Annotated in this window: 11 protein-coding genes; 7 read left to right on the top strand and 4 right to left on the bottom strand. The window is 47.2% G+C overall.

Annotated elements, in window-relative coordinates; all coding sequences use genetic code 11:
• Nucleotides 1-209 precede the first annotated feature (209 nt).
• Together sppA and aroH are read left to right on the top strand one after the other, a co-directional pair.
• Complete coding sequence (gene sppA, locus H6F52_RS05245) at nt 210-1,031, top strand: signal peptide peptidase SppA (protein ID WP_190532503.1); 822 nt, start codon at nt 210-212, stop codon at nt 1,029-1,031.
• Between the two features lie 96 nt (nt 1,032-1,127).
• Nucleotides 1,128-1,547: a chorismate mutase gene (gene aroH / locus H6F52_RS05240; protein WP_190415750.1), complete on the top strand. Its 420-nt coding sequence runs from the start codon at nt 1,128-1,130 to the stop codon at nt 1,545-1,547.
• A gap of 56 nt (nt 1,548-1,603) precedes the next feature.
• On the opposite strand, the gene crtR is transcribed toward aroH, so the two are convergent.
• The gene (gene crtR / locus H6F52_RS05235; protein ID WP_190415660.1) at nt 1,604-2,506 is read right to left on the bottom strand and encodes a beta-carotene hydroxylase; all 903 of its coding nucleotides are present in this window, start codon (nt 2,504-2,506) and stop codon (nt 1,604-1,606) included.
• A 312-nt stretch (nt 2,507-2,818) separates the two neighbouring features.
• Here crtR and H6F52_RS05230 point away from each other — a divergent pair, with 312 nt between their 5' ends.
• Nucleotides 2,819-3,658 (top strand): COP23 domain-containing protein, encoded by an 840-nt coding sequence (locus tag H6F52_RS05230; RefSeq protein WP_199300392.1) that lies wholly within the window; start codon nt 2,819-2,821, stop codon nt 3,656-3,658.
• Between the two features lie 240 nt (nt 3,659-3,898).
• Nucleotides 3,899-10,198 carry a CHAT domain-containing protein gene (locus tag H6F52_RS05225; RefSeq protein ID WP_242033855.1) on the top strand — a complete coding sequence of 2,100 codons (6,300 nt, stop codon included), beginning with the start codon at nt 3,899-3,901 and terminating at the stop codon, nt 10,196-10,198.
• Between the two features lie 211 nt (nt 10,199-10,409).
• On the opposite strand, the gene H6F52_RS05220 is transcribed toward H6F52_RS05225, so the two are convergent.
• Both H6F52_RS05220 and H6F52_RS05215 read right to left on the bottom strand, forming a co-directional pair.
• A complete protein-coding gene (locus tag H6F52_RS05220; RefSeq protein ID WP_190440765.1) occupies nt 10,410-11,225 on the bottom strand; it encodes an alpha/beta hydrolase in 816 nt (271 codons plus the stop codon).
• A gap of 228 nt (nt 11,226-11,453) precedes the next feature.
• On the bottom strand, nt 11,454-12,176 hold the full coding sequence (locus tag H6F52_RS05215; protein ID WP_190430404.1) for a lysophospholipid acyltransferase family protein: 723 nt from the start codon (nt 12,174-12,176) through the stop codon (nt 11,454-11,456).
• Nucleotides 12,177-12,585: 409 nt separating this feature from the next.
• Between H6F52_RS05215 and metG the strand changes: the two genes are divergently transcribed.
• From metG to lptC, 3 genes are all read left to right on the top strand, one after another.
• Complete coding sequence (gene metG / locus H6F52_RS05210; RefSeq protein WP_190440769.1) at nt 12,586-14,178, top strand: methionine--tRNA ligase; 1,593 nt, start codon at nt 12,586-12,588, stop codon at nt 14,176-14,178.
• A 166-nt stretch (nt 14,179-14,344) separates the two neighbouring features.
• Entirely contained in the window at nt 14,345-14,953 is a 609-nt protein-coding gene (locus tag H6F52_RS05205) for an NYN domain-containing protein (protein WP_190415651.1), read from the top strand.
• A gap of 38 nt (nt 14,954-14,991) precedes the next feature.
• Entirely contained in the window at nt 14,992-16,161 is a 1,170-nt protein-coding gene (gene lptC / locus H6F52_RS05200) for an LPS export ABC transporter periplasmic protein LptC (RefSeq protein ID WP_190532500.1), read from the top strand.
• A 138-nt stretch (nt 16,162-16,299) separates the two neighbouring features.
• Here the strand turns inward: lptC and H6F52_RS05195 are convergent, their stop codons facing one another.
• A complete protein-coding gene (locus H6F52_RS05195) occupies nt 16,300-17,625 on the bottom strand; it encodes a D-alanyl-D-alanine carboxypeptidase (RefSeq protein WP_190532497.1) in 1,326 nt (441 codons plus the stop codon).
• Between the last annotated feature and the right edge of the window lie 222 nt (nt 17,626-17,847).

Below are 17,847 nucleotides of genomic sequence, written 5' to 3'. Positions count from 1 at the left end.
TTACTTGTAAGTACCTGTTAAATTCGGGGAGCTAGGGAAAACCTTCTTTCTGATAAGCTTTCAGGCTTCACCCGCAAGCCAACGAAACCGATGCAGATCGTGCAAACTAGAGAAAGAGCCAGCATTACTAGGGAAACATTTACTGTTTTGCAGGATTTGCTTCCTTCTCTAATTCGCTCATTCATTCACGATTCATCGCTTGCCTGCTCATGATCTGGCCTTTTCAGCCTAAGTTTCGTAAACAAATTGCTCGGATTGAAGTGACTGGTGCGATTGGCAGTACTACCCGAAAACAAGTTCTAGAAAGCCTGAAAACGGTTGAAGAACGAAAGTTTCCAGCATTACTGCTACGCATTGATAGTCCTGGTGGTACGGTCGGGGATTCTCAAGAAATCTATGAAGCCCTGACTCGCCTGCAAAAAAAGGTGAAAATTGTTGCCAGCTTTGGCAATATCTCCGCATCTGGAGGAGTCTACATCGGGATGGGAGCCGAACACATTGTTTCCAACCCAGGCACAATTACCGGCAGTATCGGTGTAATTCTCCGGGGAAACAACCTGGAGCGCTTGCTAGAAAAGATTGGCGTTTCTTTCAAGGTGATCAAATCCGGTCCTTATAAAGATATTCTGGCTTTTGACCGGGAACTCACTGAGCCGGAAAAGAATATTCTCCAAGACCTGATTGACATCAGTTACCAGCAATTTGTGCAAACGGTTGCTGAGGCTCGGAAGCTGACAACCGAAACCGTTAAAAGTTTTGCCGATGGTCGCATTTTCACAGGTCAACAAGCGTTAGAACTGGGGGTTGTTGACCGGCTCGGCACTGAGGAAGATGCCCGCCGTTGGGCTGCGGAACTGGTCGGTCTCGATCCCGAAAAAACGAAGTGTTACACCCTGGAAGAACGCAAACCTTTCTGGAATCGTGTGGTATCAAGCAGAGTTCAGGGGGCATCTAGTCTATCAGCTGGGATAGACTGGTTAGAATTTGAACTTTCTACCAGTGGTCAGCCGTTGTGGCTTTACCGACCCTAGTATGAAGTTTAGATTTTAGATTATAGATGATTTAGATGATTCTGAAATCCAAAATCTAAAATTCAAAATCTCAATTATAAAATGGAGGATGCTTGCGTGGAGTGGCGAGTTCGAGCGATTCGCGGGGCAACAACTGCCTCACAAAACACGGCTGAGGCAATTCGAGAAGTGGTAGCGGAACTACTCGATGAATTAGAAGTACACAATCAACTACATCCCGATCTAATTATTAGTGCCACGTTCTCGGTGACGCGGGATCTGGATGCGATCTTTCCCGCTGCGATCGCTCGCTCTCGTCCCCACTGGGACAATGTTCCTCTGCTCGATGTCCAGCAAATGCACGTGGAGGGAGGGCTGGAGCGTTGCATCCGCTTCTTAATTCACGTCAATTTGCCAGCTTCCCACCCACCGATTTACCATCCTTATCTGCGGGGAGCTAAAAGCCTAAGACCGGATTGGAGTTTGTCTCAGGTTAGCTTATCCTCGCAGTCAACGATTCAGTCGTTTCATCGCTGAGGTTTTTGTCATTAGTGATTCGTCCCTAGTCATTGACGAATCACTAATGACATTTATTAGCTATTTTCTAGGTTTTTAGGTGATTTGTTGTGAAAATGGATGCCTAAAAAAACGTCATATAAAAAGCTCCAGAAATTTTTTCCTTGCCAGATTCCCAGAGTTTGATAACAGCCTTTTTCATCTAAGAGGGGCTTGGTGGCGTAATAAGCATTCTGGTAGTGATACCAGGGGATGGAAGGCCACAAATGATGAATGAGGTGGTAATTTTGCCCCATGATCAGCAAATTGAGGATGGGGTTGGGGTAAACTCTGGCATTCTTCCAGCGATCGCGTTCTTGATGAGGGCGATGCGGCAAATAATCAAAAAACAATCCCAGCGCCAATCCTACCAGGGCAGAAGGGATAAACCAAAAATTGAGAATGTAGCCTAAGAAGTGGTACTGAATTGAAATATAGAAAATCGTCCCGACAAACAAACGGCTTAAGAACCATTCCAAAAGTTCGTATTTTCGCCACAGCTGACGTTTAAAGAAAAATACTTCGTGGTATAAAAATCGCACCGGAATTAACCACAGGGGTCCGCCAGTAGAAACGTAATGATCTGGATCGTTTTCCGGGTCATTGACATGGGCATGATGCTGCAAATGAACCCTAGTAAATACTGGGAAGGCAAAGACTAACATCAGCGCACTGCCATGTCCCAGGATGGCGTTGATGACTCGGTTACGATGGGCAGAATTATGACAAGCATCATGAATCACCGTTCCACAAATGTGCAAGGCGATCGTGTTTGTGATAAAGCAACACCAGTGAGGCCACTCCCAGAGCCAATAACCAAAGTTTGATAGCACAACCATCGCTACGGCGGCTAGAAACATGAGTAGCGTTGGGCTTAGGGACGCAGGCGGTTCCAGGAAATGTCTGGGAACTGTCAGCGGCTTTTGTGCCTCCAACAACATTGTTTTCTCCTTTTTAATGATTTAAGGGTTCTGCGGGAACTTTGCTTCGGTTTTCCCGTCACTATGGCATCTAGGGGGATATGTTGTGCAACATTAGATACACGAGAAACTGTACCCACTGATTGACAATTTTCAAAAAATACGAGCTATTTTCCTGACTTCTTACCCTTATTCCTACTAGGGAACCGGGGATTCTAGTCGTGCTTTCGTAGTATACGCTACGGAGACCAATTTATAAAGATTTATGAAATTAGCTCATTTAATTCAAATGATGCTAACGATAGCCAAAAAATATACAGGAGGATTGTTGATATGTCACCTTATCTGTCTAGGTTCGCGTCTGAGACAAAGTCCTTAGTTGTCAAAAGTGTGGCTTTATCTGCTGGTGTAGCAATGCTACTGAATAGCGGTATCGCCTTTGCAGGTTCTATTCAGCAAGCGCAACTACCGGGTGTCGAAAATGAGAATACTCAGACCTCGGATGGGGATGTTGTGGTAGACACCGATGGGAGTCCAGATAGCACCACTAGCTCAGGAACGGAATCAGAGAATAGTACAACTGCTAACAAGCCACGGTTTACCTGCCAGCTAACGAACAGTCAGTATATGGTGATGTATCACCCGAAAAGTCAACCCGATCAAGCTTATGCTTGGGCAACTCCCACTCCTTTAGGCGGTGGTTGGACTGCGGAGAGACGCTGTAACGAAATTAGTCGCAGATTAGAATCTTATCGACCCGATGGTCTTCAGGAAATGCGGGCATCGGTGGAAAATAACTACAACGTTGTTTGCATCACGACTCAGAAAAATCCAGACTGTCGGATTGTCCTGACTGTACCTCCCGGTGAAAATCCGCAGTTAATCCGCGATCGCGTTTTCCAAAATATCAGCATTGCTGACAGCGGACAGGTGACAGAGGGCGTCAATACCTTTGTTGGGGGTCGGGATGCTCAAATGCTCAACGATCTATTAAACTTGGGCTTATCTTCCCTCGGCGGCAGCACAAATCGCTCCAGCCGTAGGTCACAAAGCGTTAACTTGCGACCTTTCTTAGATCGAGCTGATGGTGGCACCGGCACCCAGTTGAAAGGCGGAGTGCCTATGCGCTCGAATCGAGCCAATCCTCGACTGAATCCAGGCAACTTCCGTTAAAAATTGTTGATAGGCGAGCGGGGACTCAAACCCGCGATCGCATAATCAGCACAATCAATAGAATAGAGAAGATACAAAATTGTTTGGCTTCCCAATATTGAGCCGTCTGGAAGCCAGACAATTTTATTTATTTACAGATGGCGATCGCTCTTAGGAGCTAAAACAAATAAAAGCATTCCTAACACGTTGAATCTGTCAATGTTACTTTAGGGATATTGACAACAGGGTAAGTGCATAACTATGTCAGCCGTTAGAAATATAAGGCTGTTACTGGTAGTGTTTTCACTAACAGCGATCGCTAACTCGCTTCAACCAGTACAAGCACAGCCGATTACCCCAGCGGCTGACGGCACCGGCACAATTGTTACTCCAGATGGGAATCGTCTTAACATTAGCGGCGGCACGCTTTCAAAAGATCAGGCAAATCTTTTTCATAGCTTTGAGCAGCTAGGGTTAAATTCTGGGGAAATTGCGAACTTTCTTGCTAACCCTAATATTCAAAATATCTTAGGGCGCGTTACAGGTGGAAATGCTTCTTATATCGATGGATTAATCCAAGTTACGGGAGGAAACTCTAACCTGTTCTTGATGAATCCAGCGGGGATTATTTTCGGTTCTCATGCCAGCCTAAATGTTCCTGCTTCATTTACCGTCACCACTGCCACAGGTATCGGTCTTGGCAGTAATTGGTTTAATGCAATTGGTGCGAATGACTACGCTACATTGGTCGGAACGCCCAACCAGTTTATTTTTAACACTCCTCAACCAGGAAGCATTATCAATGCGGGGAATTTGGCAGTATCGGGGAATTTAACCCTGTTAGGTGGCACGGCAGTTACTACGGGGCAGATGACGGCAACTGGGGGGCAAATTGCTGTAGTCGGTATACCGGGTGAGAAATTAGTGCGGCTGAGTCTACCCGGCAGTCCACTAAGTTTAGAAATTCAACCGCTACCTACCTCGAATACAGCCGCGCTACCCTTTACTCCCCTTTCCCTCCCTGCGCTGCTAACGGGCGGAAAGCTTGCGAATGCCACGGGATTAACCGTCAATAGCGATGGCACGGTACGGTTGACCGCTTCTGGTGCTGAAATTGGCACACAACCAGGTACTGCCATTGCTTCCGGCACTCTGAATGTATCGGGTCAAACCGGCGGCACCGTCTATGTCTTCGGCAACCAAGCGAGTGTCATTAGTGGCAATATCAACGCTTCGGGCACCAATGGCGGCGGTGCGGTACTAATTGGCGGTGATTATCAGGGTCAAGGCAAAGTGCCAAATGCCTTACAAACATTGGTTAGCAGCGACTCGGTGATTTCTGCCGACGCACTGCAATATGGCAATGGTGGAAAAGTCATTGTTTTTGCAGATGATACAGCTAGCATTTACGGGACACTAACGGCACGGGGAGGCATTTATTCTGGAAATGGTGGATTGATTGAAACTTCTAGCAAACAGTTTCTCAATCTCGTCAGTACGCCGGATGCAAGTGCGCCTCAGGGAATCGGTGGTACTTGGCTGATTGACCCGACCGATATCACGATTGTGAATAGTGGCGGCGGTGCGATTGGCACGAATACGGTGGATGTTGCCAATATTAATGCTGCCCTGAATACTGGCACTAGCGTCATCCTCGACACGGCAACTGCTTCTGGTTCTCCAGGTGCCGGGAATATTACTCAAAATAGCAATGCTTTTATTAGCAAGACATCTGGGGGAGATGCCGCGCTTACTCTACAAGCTAACAACAACATTATTCTGAATGGAGCGATCGCTTCCAGTAGCGGCAAGCTGAATGTCAATCTTTTTGCTGATAATGACACCAACGGTAGCGGCGCGATCGCCCTCACCAATGCCACGATTAGTACAAACGGCGGCAATCTTACAGGAGTTGGTCGAGGAAATGCCACCTACACCAATGGCATTCTGCTCAACAACAGCATTATTAATGTCCAAGGCGGCAATATTAACCTGACGGGCACAGGATTTCTTAGTGTTACTGGTACTACCAACAACGGGATTTCGCTTCAAAACAACAGTGCAGTGCAATCAACCGGAACCGGAACGATTACCCTAACGGGTTTGCCTGGAAGTGGAACAAATGCAAATGACGGCATAGAAATCATCCAAAACTCTAAAGTGAGTTCCGTGGATGGAAATATTAATATTCAGGGTACTGGTAACGGAACTGGTGCTGCCAATCATGGAATTCAGGTCTCTACAGGTAGCAATGTAGCATCCACTGGGGCGGGGAACGTTACCCTAATCGGTACCAGTAACGGAAAGGGTTTCAACAATGACGGCATTTCGATTGGCACGATTGGCAGCATCGTGCAATCCAATAGCGGGAATCTTACCCTGACAGGCACCAGCGGCACTGGGGCGGGAAGTCAGGATGGAACGGCTGTTTATGGAAGCGGCAGAGTGCGATCGCAAGCTGGAAATATTAATCTGTCTGGCACTGTCAAGGGAACGGGCAGCGACAGCTACGAGATTATTATTGTCTCTGAAAGCGTCGTGGAATCTGTTGGGACAGGGGCGATTACCCTCAATGGCACTGGTGCGATTGATGCAGCAGGCATTCTCTTACAAGACAGCAGCATTAATCCGACTGGAATTGGGGGTAGCGGTAATATCACTCTTACCGCTAATGAAATTAATTTTATTGACTCCACGAATCCTGGCACCCCGCAAATTAAGGGCAGCGGTACGCTTCAATTGCAGCCTCTGACTTCCAGTTTGGGTATTACCATTGGCGGGACAGTCAACGACAACCGCTTAAATCTCAACACCAGCGAACTCAATTTTTTAGAAAATGGGTTTTCTCAAATCATCATCGGACGGGCAGATAGCAGCGGTGCAATCACTTTGGCTGGCAACACCACCTTCTTCGATCCAGTCACCGTGCGATCGCCCGTAGGTTCTGGTTCTATAACCACGACAGGTTATACTCTCGCCGGAGATGATAACGCGACGCTTACCCTGTTAGCCAACCAAAATATCACGACTGGCAATATCATCAATTCCGGTCGTCAGATTACGCTAACCAGCTTCCTCGGCAGTATCAATACTAGTTCAGGCAAGCTTGATACTAGCGCTTATAGCGATAACGGCGGCGCGATCGCCTTGAATGCTTTCGGCAATATTACCACTGGTGATTTGAAATCTTGGTCAGTTGAAGACGATGGCGGGGATATTGTCCTCTCTAGCAAAGCAGGAAGCATTAATACTGGCATCTTAGACGCAACCACTTTTGACGGCAATGGCGGTGCGATCGCGCTGATGGCTTTTGGAGAAATTACAACAAAAACCTTGCAATCTTGGTCAGATTATGGTTTTTCTGGAGAGATTGCCCTGTTTGCCAATGGAAACATTACCACGGGCAGTCTAGATTCTCGCTCCTATGATTCTGGGATTGGGGGTGACATCACCGTTATTAGCAGTGGGGGAAGCATCACAAGTGGAGACTTATTCTCCTACTCCCAGACTAATGATGCGGGTTCGATTAACTTATTTGCCCCTCAGGGCAACATTACCACTGGTATCCTCAACACAGGATCTTATGGTCTGAGTGCAGGCATTACGGGAAACATCACCCTTACCGCTGGTAGCAACATTAACACCAGCTACATTCATGCTTTTTCAAATGGGTATGGCAATGGGGGAAAAATTTCTCTGACAAGCTATACAGGAACGATCGACACCCAACAAGTACGATCAAATTCAAAGGGTGGTGATGGGGGCGCGATCGCATTTGATGCAAAAGGCAACATTACTACCGCTGACTTGAACGCTTTCTCAAACAGTGGGGATGCTGGTGATATTTATCTTTACAGTGACCAGGGAACTATCCAAACTGGGGCGTTAGATGCAACTTCCTTAGAAGGTTTTGGGGGCGCAATTGACCTTGAAGCCAATGGCAACATTACCACCAGTAAGGTGGAATCTTGGTCAGTGAAGGGTGATGGTGGTGATCTCTCTATCTACAGTAACCAGGGAGCCATTAATACCGGGTTTTTAGATACAACTTCCTCTGAAGGCTACGGGGGATTTGTCACCCTTGAAGCCAGTGGCAATATTACGACAGGTAACGTGGAATCTTGGTCAGTTGATAACGATGGGGGTGATATCTCTATCTACAGTGACCAGGGAGCCATTAATACCGGGTTTTTAGATACAACCTCCTCTGAAGCCTACGGGGGATTTGTCACCCTCGAAGCCAATGGCAATATTACGATAGGTAACGTGGAATCTTGGTCAGTTGATAACGATGGAGGAGCGATCGCTGTTTCTACCAGCGGTGACATCACGACTGGCACTTTAGATTCTGGCACTTATGGTTTCGGCACGGGGGGTGGCATCACCCTCACGAGTAATACTGGAAAAATTTCACTTTTAGAGGTGTATTCTGACTCTCAGTATGGCGATGCAGGGGCGCTCAACTTTTCTGCCAAGGGCGACATTACCACCAGCAATTTGAATGCAAGATCTTATAGTGGTTTTGGCAAAGGCGGCGACATCACGCTGATATCAGGAACGGGAGGCATCAGCACTGGATCGGTCATTAACGCCTCGACAACCTTTACGGGGGGTGCCATAACCTTTTCTGCCACCGGGGACATCACCACCGGCAATCTAGAATCTTACTCGCAGAGTGGGAATGGGGGAGCGATCGCGCTCAACAGCACTACGGGATCGATCGATACCGAAAAGTTGTCTTCTTACTCGCAGAGTGGGAATGGGGGAGCGATCGCCTTAACTGCTAACAACGGCAACATTACTACCCGTACCATCAATGCCCAAAGTCTGGGAAGTGGCACTGGCGGAACTGTTAATATCACTGCTGGTAAATTCTTTCGGGCTACAGGCACGTTTACAGACCGCAATAGCCTAAATTCCAGTATTTCGACCGCTGGTGGAACCAACGGCGGTGACATCACCATCCGTCACAGTGGCAGCACGACCACTCCCTTCGTCGTTGGGAATGCCACCATCAACGGGACAGCTGGATCGATAACCAGTGGGGCAACTAATACGATTGCCACAATCTTTTCAGTACCCGTACCGCCGGACACTTACATCCAGGGCAACATTAAAATCATCACCTTCAGCCCTACTCCCGATTTTATCCCTGCTCAAACCCCCTCACTGCCCGTCGAAATCCCACAGCAAGAAGCATCACAACCGCAGGAGACTACTTCGCTTTCCCCTCCGGCCAATACCAGTCAGTCCTTGGTTGAAGTTGATTCTGCGTTGGCTCAAATTGACGAACCCTTCACCCAGGAATATGAACAATATCTAGGCGTAAGCGATACCCCCACAAGGAGCCTTTCCGATGCCCGTAGTACCCTGCAAAGCATTGAAGCATCTAGCGGTATCAAAGCGGCACTCATTTACGCTGTTTTTACTCCCACAACTGCGGTAGCAAATGAGGCAAAAAGCCCATCTTCCTCAATTGATCATTCCATTAATCCTGACAGCCTAGAACCGCAAAAAACGGAAAATTATCAAGATCAGCTGGAACTCGTACTAGTGACGGCAGATAGACAACCGATTCGGAAACGACTCACAGGCGCAACCCGCCAAAAAGTTCTCAAACTTGCTAACCAATTCCAGACGCAAGTGACCAACGTTAAAAGCGCTCGTGGCTACCTAGTATCCTCTCAGCAGATGTATCAATGGCTGCTAGCACCGCTAGAGAAAGATCTGCAAAGACTCGATATTCAGAATCTTGTCTTCCTCATGGACGAGGGTCTACGCACGATCCCCATCGCTGCCCTCCACGATGGTAAAGGGTTTATCCTTGAGCGCTACAGCGTTGGTTTGATGCCCAGCCTTAGCCTCACCGATACTCACTATCAGAGTTTGAAAAATGCTCAAGTTTTGGCAATGGGCATCTCAAAATTTACGGATAAAAATCCTTTACCAGCAGTACCGAGGGAATTATCAGCAATCGTGCCCTATCTGTGGAAAGGCAAGTCCTTTCTCAATGAAGATTTTACGCTAAAGAATCTGAAGGCGCAGCGTCAACAACAGCCGTTTGAGATTGTACACCTGGCAACTCACGGAGAGTTTAATTCAGGTTCTCCCAGCAACTCCTATATTCAGTTATGGGACACCAAGTTGCGACTCGATCAGTGGCGGGAACTGGGTTGGGACAACCCACCAGTAGAGCTATTAGTGCTGAGTGCCTGTCGCACAGCAGTGGGGAACGAGCAGGCAGAGTTGGGGTTTGCGGGATTAGCGGTGCAAGCAGGGGTGAAATCGGCGTTGGCAAGTTTGTGGTACGTCAGCGATGAGGGAACTCTAGGACTAATGGCAGAATTCTACGAGGAACTAAAAACAGCTCCGATTAAGGCAGAGGCGCTACGTCAATCTCAGTTAGCGATGCTCAGGGGGCAAGTGCGACTGGAAGGAGGAAAGTTACGGACTCGCAATGGGGATATCTCTTTGCCACCCCAATTGCTAGGAATCGGAAATCAAGTCCTCTCCCATCCTTATTACTGGTCTGCTTTTACAATGATTGGCAATCCTTGGTAAAAGCAAATGACTCATCACAACGTAGACGAACTGAATTGTTTTTAGGATAAGTTTTCCTGCCGCTCTACCCATCACACCCGTTTGAGTATTCAGTTTTGGACTTCAAACAGCAGGCTCTTAATGTGCAGAACAAATAGACACGAGGTCGGTTCCCAGCGTACAAAATGACAAGCTTTTATTCAATTCATATCTCCTGCTGAATGACGGCTCGCTAAGAAACCGCCAATAGGGAAACTTTATCCCGACTTTCTAAAAAATTTTCAGCTTTCATAATTGCGTAGAGGTTGACATCAGCTTCTAAAAGACAAGCATGACCGCTCTTCGGCAGTATGACCATTTCCGCGTCGGGTAGGCAAGAAGCTAAGCGCTGAGCTTCACTTACAGAGGGCAGTAGTCGGTCTGTACCTCCAGCAATCACCAGGGTAGGTTGGGTGATGCGACGTAATTGAGAAGCATCAACATCAAAATCTCTGATGAGGGACAGTCGCCAAAGGACAGTTTTTGGGGGTACGGAGTGGATAGCGTCTAGAAGGGCGCGGCGATCGCGCGGTGCAACCCGTTCTAAATGAGCTAAAAACGGCAATAACCACACCGATCCCACTCGGTAGAGGACTTCCGGTATCCAGCCGCTCACCAGCGATCCCCAAGCTAGCAGAGGTCGCTGATTAAAGGAAGAAGCGGGGTTGATCAAAATAATTCGGTCAAATAGTTCGGGCGATCGCAACGCTACTTTCATCGCCAAACAGCCCCCAAATGACTCGCCGCACAGATAAACTGACCGATTAGGTTGTTTTTCTACTTCTGCTTCAATCAGCGCTACCACTTGATCGGTTAGATCGTCCCAGCTGGTCAAGTCATCGGCTGGGATGACCAAACAACGGATATCAAAGGCTGCTTCTAACCCCTCGGTCTGCGCTCGCAACAATTGACCCGTGCCATCCATGCCTGGGAGGAACACGAACAGCGGGCAGTCTGGATTAAACAGCCTGGGGGTGAGAAAACAAGGATGGCTTTTTACGTCTGGCATTTCGTAATGTCCATTTAAAAACAACAGGTCAAAAATTTATTGCTTTCTTTGGGGCGGATGCGAACGATTCGAGGACTCAAGACACTTCGGTGAAAAACTAGGCAAGTCTAAATTCTTGAAGGCGACGGATACTGAGAGCGGACTTTGCCCATTTGCCTACCCTTAAGCCATCTACCTGTAGACGTAGGTATTAATTCTTATTCTATGGCAGACTCCCATCCTTGCGAACTAATACCAAACTTGACGAAGTAAACCAGCAATTTCTTCCTGACAGTAATTGATAAGACTGGCAACAGCAGTTTTGGCTTGTTTTCCTTGATATTGTTCCCGCACTTGAGACGTAATCCAACAGGGACGCCCAATTAGGATGCTAGATCGACGGTAAACGACCATCGGATGCCAGCCTGCCTGTTTAAATAGGGGTTCGGAAGGGTCAAATAAACTTAATAATCGCAGAGGGATTGCCGAGTTATTGGTTTCTTCCTGGGATGCGATCGCCACGGGTAAAATTGCCAAATTTTGCACCGGCGCTCGCAAAGCTAAATGAGCAAATCCCCGATGAAAGGTTTTCATTTCATTCGGCTGGGTTAGGCTTACCATTGGTTGGGCACCTTCTGGAAATATCCCAACCACCTGCTGGGACTGCAACAGGCTGATTGCCTTGTTAAAGAAATCTTGCTGGCGGTGTTCTGGCGTCTCCAAAGGGAAACAACCCAGTTGATTGACAATCTCCCGCATCACGGGCACTTGTCCCATGTAGTGATGACAGGCAAAGCGAATCGGACGATTTAAAGCTGCCATCAGGATTGGCGCATCCATGACGCTGCGATGATTGCTCACCACTAAAACGCCACCTTCTTGAGGAACGCGATCCTGATGGTATATATACATCTGCGTTCCCATTGCCTTCATCAGCAAGCGAGAAATCTGTAATGGGTTATCTGAAGACATGCTTTCTATAGGCTTTCTTGCAGGAAGCGCGATCGCTACAGTCAACAGGCAATCGCCTTGATTATAAATGGCTAGAGTCTAGAGGTAGACTGAATCTTGACTCTTGAGTTCATTCTCCACTTTTTACCAAGCCTGGACTTTATTCGTTGAGCAGATGCGATCGATCGCCCCATAACTTAACTTTTCTTAATACAATTATTAACGTAACTTCCTCACCTATACGAATCTCTCAGGGTAGAAATCGCTGGTAAAGATTTTTTACAATTTTAATTTTGTCAAGGAAAAGTAACATTTTATACTTATATTTCCCGGAGCTAAGTGGAACTCTCAAGACAAGATAACGAAAAGATACAAAATTGCAGCCCGAAGTATATGATCAAAAGCAAGAAAGGGGTTGTTTTTTATATTTATGAGTGCTAATCATACAAGTAAAAATTCATTTGCAATTACTACACCACTGTATTATGTGAACGACGTACCCCACATTGGCAGCGCTTATACAACAATGGCGGCGGATGTGGTGGCTCGGTTTGAACGGCTCCGGGGAAAGTCTGTGCTGTTGATTACCGGCACGGATGAGCATGGGCAGAAAATTCAGCGCACAGCAGAAACCAAAGGGCTTTCACCGCAAGCTCACTCGGATGAAATTGCGGCTGGATTCGATGTCCTTTGGCAAAAACTCAATATCCAGTACGATCGGTTTATCCGCACGACGAACTCTCGCCATCAAGCTATTGTTAAAGAGTTTTTCCTGCGCGTCTGGGAAAAAAACGACATTTATTTGGGGCAACAAAAGGGCTGGTATTGCGTCTCCTGCGAGGAATTCAAAGAGGAACGCGACCTTCTAGAAGGACACCACTGCCCCCTCCACCCCAACAAAGAAGTCGAGTGGCGGGATGAACAAAACTACTTTTTTCGCCTCTCTAAGTACCAAAGCCAGCTGGAAGACTTATATCGCCAGCAACCAGATTTTATCCAGCCAGAAATTCGCCGCAATGAAGTTTTGAGCTTTGTCAGTCAGGGGCTTCAAGATTTCTCCATTTCGCGAGTGAATTTAGACTGGGGCTTCCCTATACCCGTCGATCCCAGCCACACCATCTATGTCTGGTTTGATGCCTTGCTGGGCTATGTCACGGCGTTGCTCGAACCAGATAGCGAACCGACGCTAGAGAATGCTTTATCCAAGTGGTGGCCGATTAATATGCACCTGATTGGTAAAGACATTCTGCGGTTTCACGCGGTCTATTGGCCTGCCATGTTAATGTCAGCGGATCTGCCGCTACCCGCTCGAATATTTGGACATGGCTTCCTGACAAAAGACGGGCGAAAGATCAGTAAAACGGTTGGTAATACGATCGATCCCATCGCTTTAGTCGAACGTTACGGAGCTGAGGCTATTCGTTACTATTTTCTCAAGGAGATTGAATTTGGGCAAGACGGAGATTTCAACGAAACTCGGTTTATCAATATCCTCAATGCTGACTTAGCAAACGATCTGGGCAATTTACTCAATCGGACGATGAACATGGCAAAGAAATATTGCAATGGCATCGTGCCTGACTGCTTAGCTGAAAACATCCCCGCAGATAACACAATTAAAGCAATTGGCCTTAGTTTAGGCGATCGCGTTGCTCAAGCTTATGAATCTCTGGCGTTTAGTGATGCGATCGCAGATATTTTCACTCTAATTCGAGCCAGCAACAAATTTATTGACGATCAAGCTCCTTGGACTTTATATAAGCAAGGGCAACAACAGGCCGTCGAACAAGTCCTGTATGCGGTTCTAGAATCTGTTAGACTAGCAGCTTATCTGCTATCACCGATTATTCCTACCATCAGTAGTGACATTTACCAACAGCTAGGTTTTTCAATTGACTTTAATAACAAAACGTTAATAGATGTTTCGGCTGCGTTTTCCGCTCATGCCACTTGGGGAACACTAACTGCAAGACAAGCTTTAGGTGAAGCCAGACCTGTTTTTCCAAGGCTGGAACTCCCCTGAAGAGTTTCGTCTTAGTAGCTAATAGCTGTTGGCTGTTGGCGGATTGACCATCGGGTGCTGATACATACAAAAGTAAAAACTCTGGTACAGACCGCTCTCTCAAAAGCTAAAAGTTCATCAAAATCGCTAATTGCTTTTTTCATAAAAAAATCGAGGCATAACAATCATGTTGAATAATTTCAGCAGTAACGACTCTGTATTTACTCCAGAACAGGTTTTAGAAAATCGCGGTCGTGTAGCCATTTTTATCGATGGATCAAATCTATTTTATGCAGCACTACAGCTCGGTATAGAAATTGATTACACCAAGTTGCTGTGCCGCTTAACCGCTGGATCTCGCTTGTTACGCTCTTTCTTTTACACCGGCGTCGATCGCACGAATGAAAAACAACAGGGTTTTCTGTTGTGGATGCGTCGCAATGGATACCGAGTCATTGCCAAAGACTTGGTACAGCTGCCGGATGGCTCGAAAAAAGCCAACTTGGATGTGGAAATTGCTGTCGATATGATGGCTTTAGTGGGGTCTTACGATACCGCTGTTCTCGTCAGCGGGGATGGGGATTTAGCTTACGCTGTGGATGCCGTTAGCTATCGGGGTGTCCGAGTGGAAGTGGTCAGTTTGCGCTCCATGACCAGCGATAGTTTAATCAATGTATCAGATCGATACATTGACCTGGATAGCATCAAAGAAGATATCCAAAAGACGCCCAGACAAAATTATACTTACCGTCCACTGTCGGGCATTGGCTTTATGGATGACCAAGAAGATAGATAACGCAACCTAAGAAATAAAGACATAAATAGGCAATAGAAATGAAAAAAGTAGCTCCTCGCAAAAAATTATTTCTTTTGCCTATTTATTTTTTATTATTCACTTTTTTAGTTAGTGCTTGTAATACTGAAAAACGCACGGAAAAAAAATTGCAGAAAGATACTGCTTCCGTGACAGATTTTGAGGGGAGTTTAGTATTCCAAAATGTGACTCTGGATCAGGCAGATGAGAAGGGACAACCTTTGTGGAAAGTGAAGGCAAAGCAGGCAGTTTATACCAAAGATAAGAAAGCTGCTCGCATCCAAAATCCTAGCGGGGATTTGTTCCAAGATGGAAAAATGATTATGCAAATCACCGCAGATAGTGGCGAAGTTCAAGAGGATGGTAAAAAAATCTTTCTGAAGGGTCAGATTGTTGCCACAGACCCTCGGAATGGGGCAGTTTTAAAAGGGAATGAATTAGAGTGGCGACCAAAGGAAGACGTTGTGATCGTGCGTCAAAATCTCGTCGGCACCCATCAAAAGATGGTGGCAACAGCGAAGGAAGGACGATATTTTAGTCGGTCGCAGCATATGGAATTATTGGGTCAAATTGTCGCAACATCGAAAGACCCAGCGGTACAAATGAGAACCGAGCATTTAGTGTGGCAAATTCCCCAGCAGATGGTAGTTGGCGATCGCCGCATCCAGATTGACCGCTACACAGGCAATCGCGTGACAGAGCAAGCAGCAGGAGATTCTGGTCAGGTAAACCTGAAAACGAAGATGGCAACGCTGACAAAGAATGTTCAGATGACTTCTTTAGAGCCGCCGGTGCAAATCGCTGGAAATTCTGTCACCTGGAACTTAGACACACAAATGGTTACGTCAGACCAACCCGTGAAAGTGGTGCATCAGCAGCAGCAAGTGACGCTGACGGGGAACCGGGGTCAGGTAGATCTGAAGGGAAAAGTGGCTCGTCTGGTTGGTGGCGTCCAAGGCGTTGGCAGTCGGAATAAATCCCAACTTTACGCCAATCAGGTGACTTGGAATATTCCGACTGAAGAATTTGATGCTCAAGGCAATGTAATTTATCATCAACAAGTTGACCCGCCGCTGCACTTGACGGGTTCCAGAGCAGTCGGTAAGTTTCAAGGTCAAACGGTTGTTGTCACGGGTGGCGGTGGTGCTAGCGGTGGTAGTAGCCGGGTGGTGACGGAAATTATTCCTTGAATCGGTAAGCGAGGGTCATAATAACCAAAATGGTATAGCAATCCTATTTGAGTTGTGAGATGCCAGTGGTTGAGATCCCCGCCTTCTTGGAAAGTCGGGGATCTTGCCTTCACGAATCATTAGGAGTGCTGTGCGATATTATCGTCGCGCTTGAAAATCTGAGAGAATTTCATTGCGACTGGCGTCACCGAGAAATCCAGCAATATCAGCTCGCCCAGTGCTAGGAAGAATCGCTGCTGGTAGAGTGGGGGGAACGCCCCATCGTTGCACCAGTTTTTGAAGTATTTGGTCTTGCTGTTTTCTAAAACCATCGACATCACCACCCCGGTTGATGATCGCAAAGCAAACCAGACCGCGATCGCGTGTCGGCATTACCCCAGCAAGGGCGCTGACATCGCGCAGGGTGCCAGTTTTGATAATCGTGCCTGTGGGGATGTGGCGAGATACCATCGTTCCCCGGCGATCGCGTCCCGATATCGGGAAGAGGTCAGCTACCGTTAGCTGATGGGGTTGTAAAGAACTTTCGATCGCCGTTAGCATGCCGCAAACAGCGCGGGGCGAGATGCGATTTTCTACCCCTAACCCAGAGCCATTTACCAGTTGAACTTCTTGTTGGGGGACACCGGCAGACGTAGCCCCCAACTGAGCGACGGCAGGTGCCCCCCCAAGGGCTTTTGCCAGCATCTCTGCCATGTCGTTGTTACTGTAAATGTTCATTTCCTTGAGGATTTGTGCCAAGGACATTGAGCGATGACGCAACAACAAAATTTGCTTGGGAATTGCAATTGACGAAACTTTGACCGAACCCGCGATCGCAATTTGTGGTTTTGGCGTTCCTGGGGGCATTAAGTTGTATAGATATTGGGCATCTCTGGGCCACGAGGTGGGGTTAAATGCTTGTTTGAGCATCTGACCCGCCATATAAGGGTGGGATTGGTAATTCATGTAAAAATCGCCCACAATCACCAAATTGCCGTTGATGCGGCGGATGCCCCGTTTATTTAAGGCATTCCCCAGAGCGATCGCTTCTTCCCACACAAAAAAGGGATCGCCACTGCCATTAATCACCAAATCTCCCTGCAAAACTCCATTTCTCACAGGTCCGGTTGTGCCAATTGAGGTTTCAAACTGATGGCCTGGACCCCAAGTCTCCAGCGCAGCAGCAGAAGTCGCAATCTTGGTCAAAGAAGCTGCCGGTAAGGGAATATTTCCCTGATGAGTTGCCAAGGGCATCGAACCCGACTGAATCCACACCCCTTGAGCCGCCTCCCCCATGCCTTTAGCGCTCCAGCCCTTCAAATATTGCCGCATGGTGTTTTCAGCTACCGGATCGGTCGCCATCGAGAGGGAAAACAAAGGAACTCCCCGCCACGCAGCCAGTTGGGTAGTATCTATCTCTGTTGTTTTTACCCCAGCCATATTCATCCACAGCGCTACCAATCCAGAGCCAAATAATTGCAACATTCCTCACTTTCCTTTATTCACTAAACAAAGAGCCTGCCGGATGTGCAAGCTACAAAAAAAGCCCAAGGCGGAAATTGCTTCCGCCAGAATGAAGATATTTTTTCGGGAGTTCGCGTATAGGTAAAGCACAAGCAGGGACAAGGAATGAGTAATCGGTGAGCAAGCGAAAATGGATAAACTCTCCCGTGGGACAACTAGTTCTCTATCTTTACCTATTTAGGA

This window comes from Coleofasciculus sp. FACHB-542 (assembly GCF_014695825.1).
Classification (GTDB): Bacteria; Cyanobacteriota; Cyanobacteriia; order Cyanobacteriales; family FACHB-T130; genus FACHB-T130.
Note: the sequence above shows the minus strand (reverse complement) of the source record. Positions and strands in the feature narration are given on the sequence as shown.

Excerpts from the sequence above, each read along its gene's own strand:
- sppA (WP_190532503.1), top strand. The coding sequence starts at position 210 with ATGATCTGGCCTTTTCAGCCTAAGTTTCGTAAACAAATTGCTCGGATT.
- crtR (WP_190415660.1), bottom strand. The coding sequence starts at position 2,506 with ATGTTGTTGGAGGCACAAAAGCCGCTGACAGTTCCCAGACATTTCCTG.
- H6F52_RS05230 (WP_199300392.1), top strand. The coding sequence starts at position 2,819 with ATGTCACCTTATCTGTCTAGGTTCGCGTCTGAGACAAAGTCCTTAGTT.
- H6F52_RS05225 (WP_242033855.1), top strand. The coding sequence starts at position 3,899 with ATGTCAGCCGTTAGAAATATAAGGCTGTTACTGGTAGTGTTTTCACTA.
- H6F52_RS05220 (WP_190440765.1), bottom strand. The coding sequence starts at position 11,225 with ATGCCAGACGTAAAAAGCCATCCTTGTTTTCTCACCCCCAGGCTGTTT.
- H6F52_RS05215 (WP_190430404.1), bottom strand. The coding sequence starts at position 12,176 with ATGTCTTCAGATAACCCATTACAGATTTCTCGCTTGCTGATGAAGGCA.
- metG (WP_190440769.1), top strand. The coding sequence starts at position 12,586 with ATGAGTGCTAATCATACAAGTAAAAATTCATTTGCAATTACTACACCA.
- H6F52_RS05205 (WP_190415651.1), top strand. The coding sequence starts at position 14,345 with ATGTTGAATAATTTCAGCAGTAACGACTCTGTATTTACTCCAGAACAG.
- lptC (WP_190532500.1), top strand. The coding sequence starts at position 14,992 with ATGAAAAAAGTAGCTCCTCGCAAAAAATTATTTCTTTTGCCTATTTAT.
- H6F52_RS05195 (WP_190532497.1), bottom strand. The coding sequence starts at position 17,625 with ATGTTGCAATTATTTGGCTCTGGATTGGTAGCGCTGTGGATGAATATG.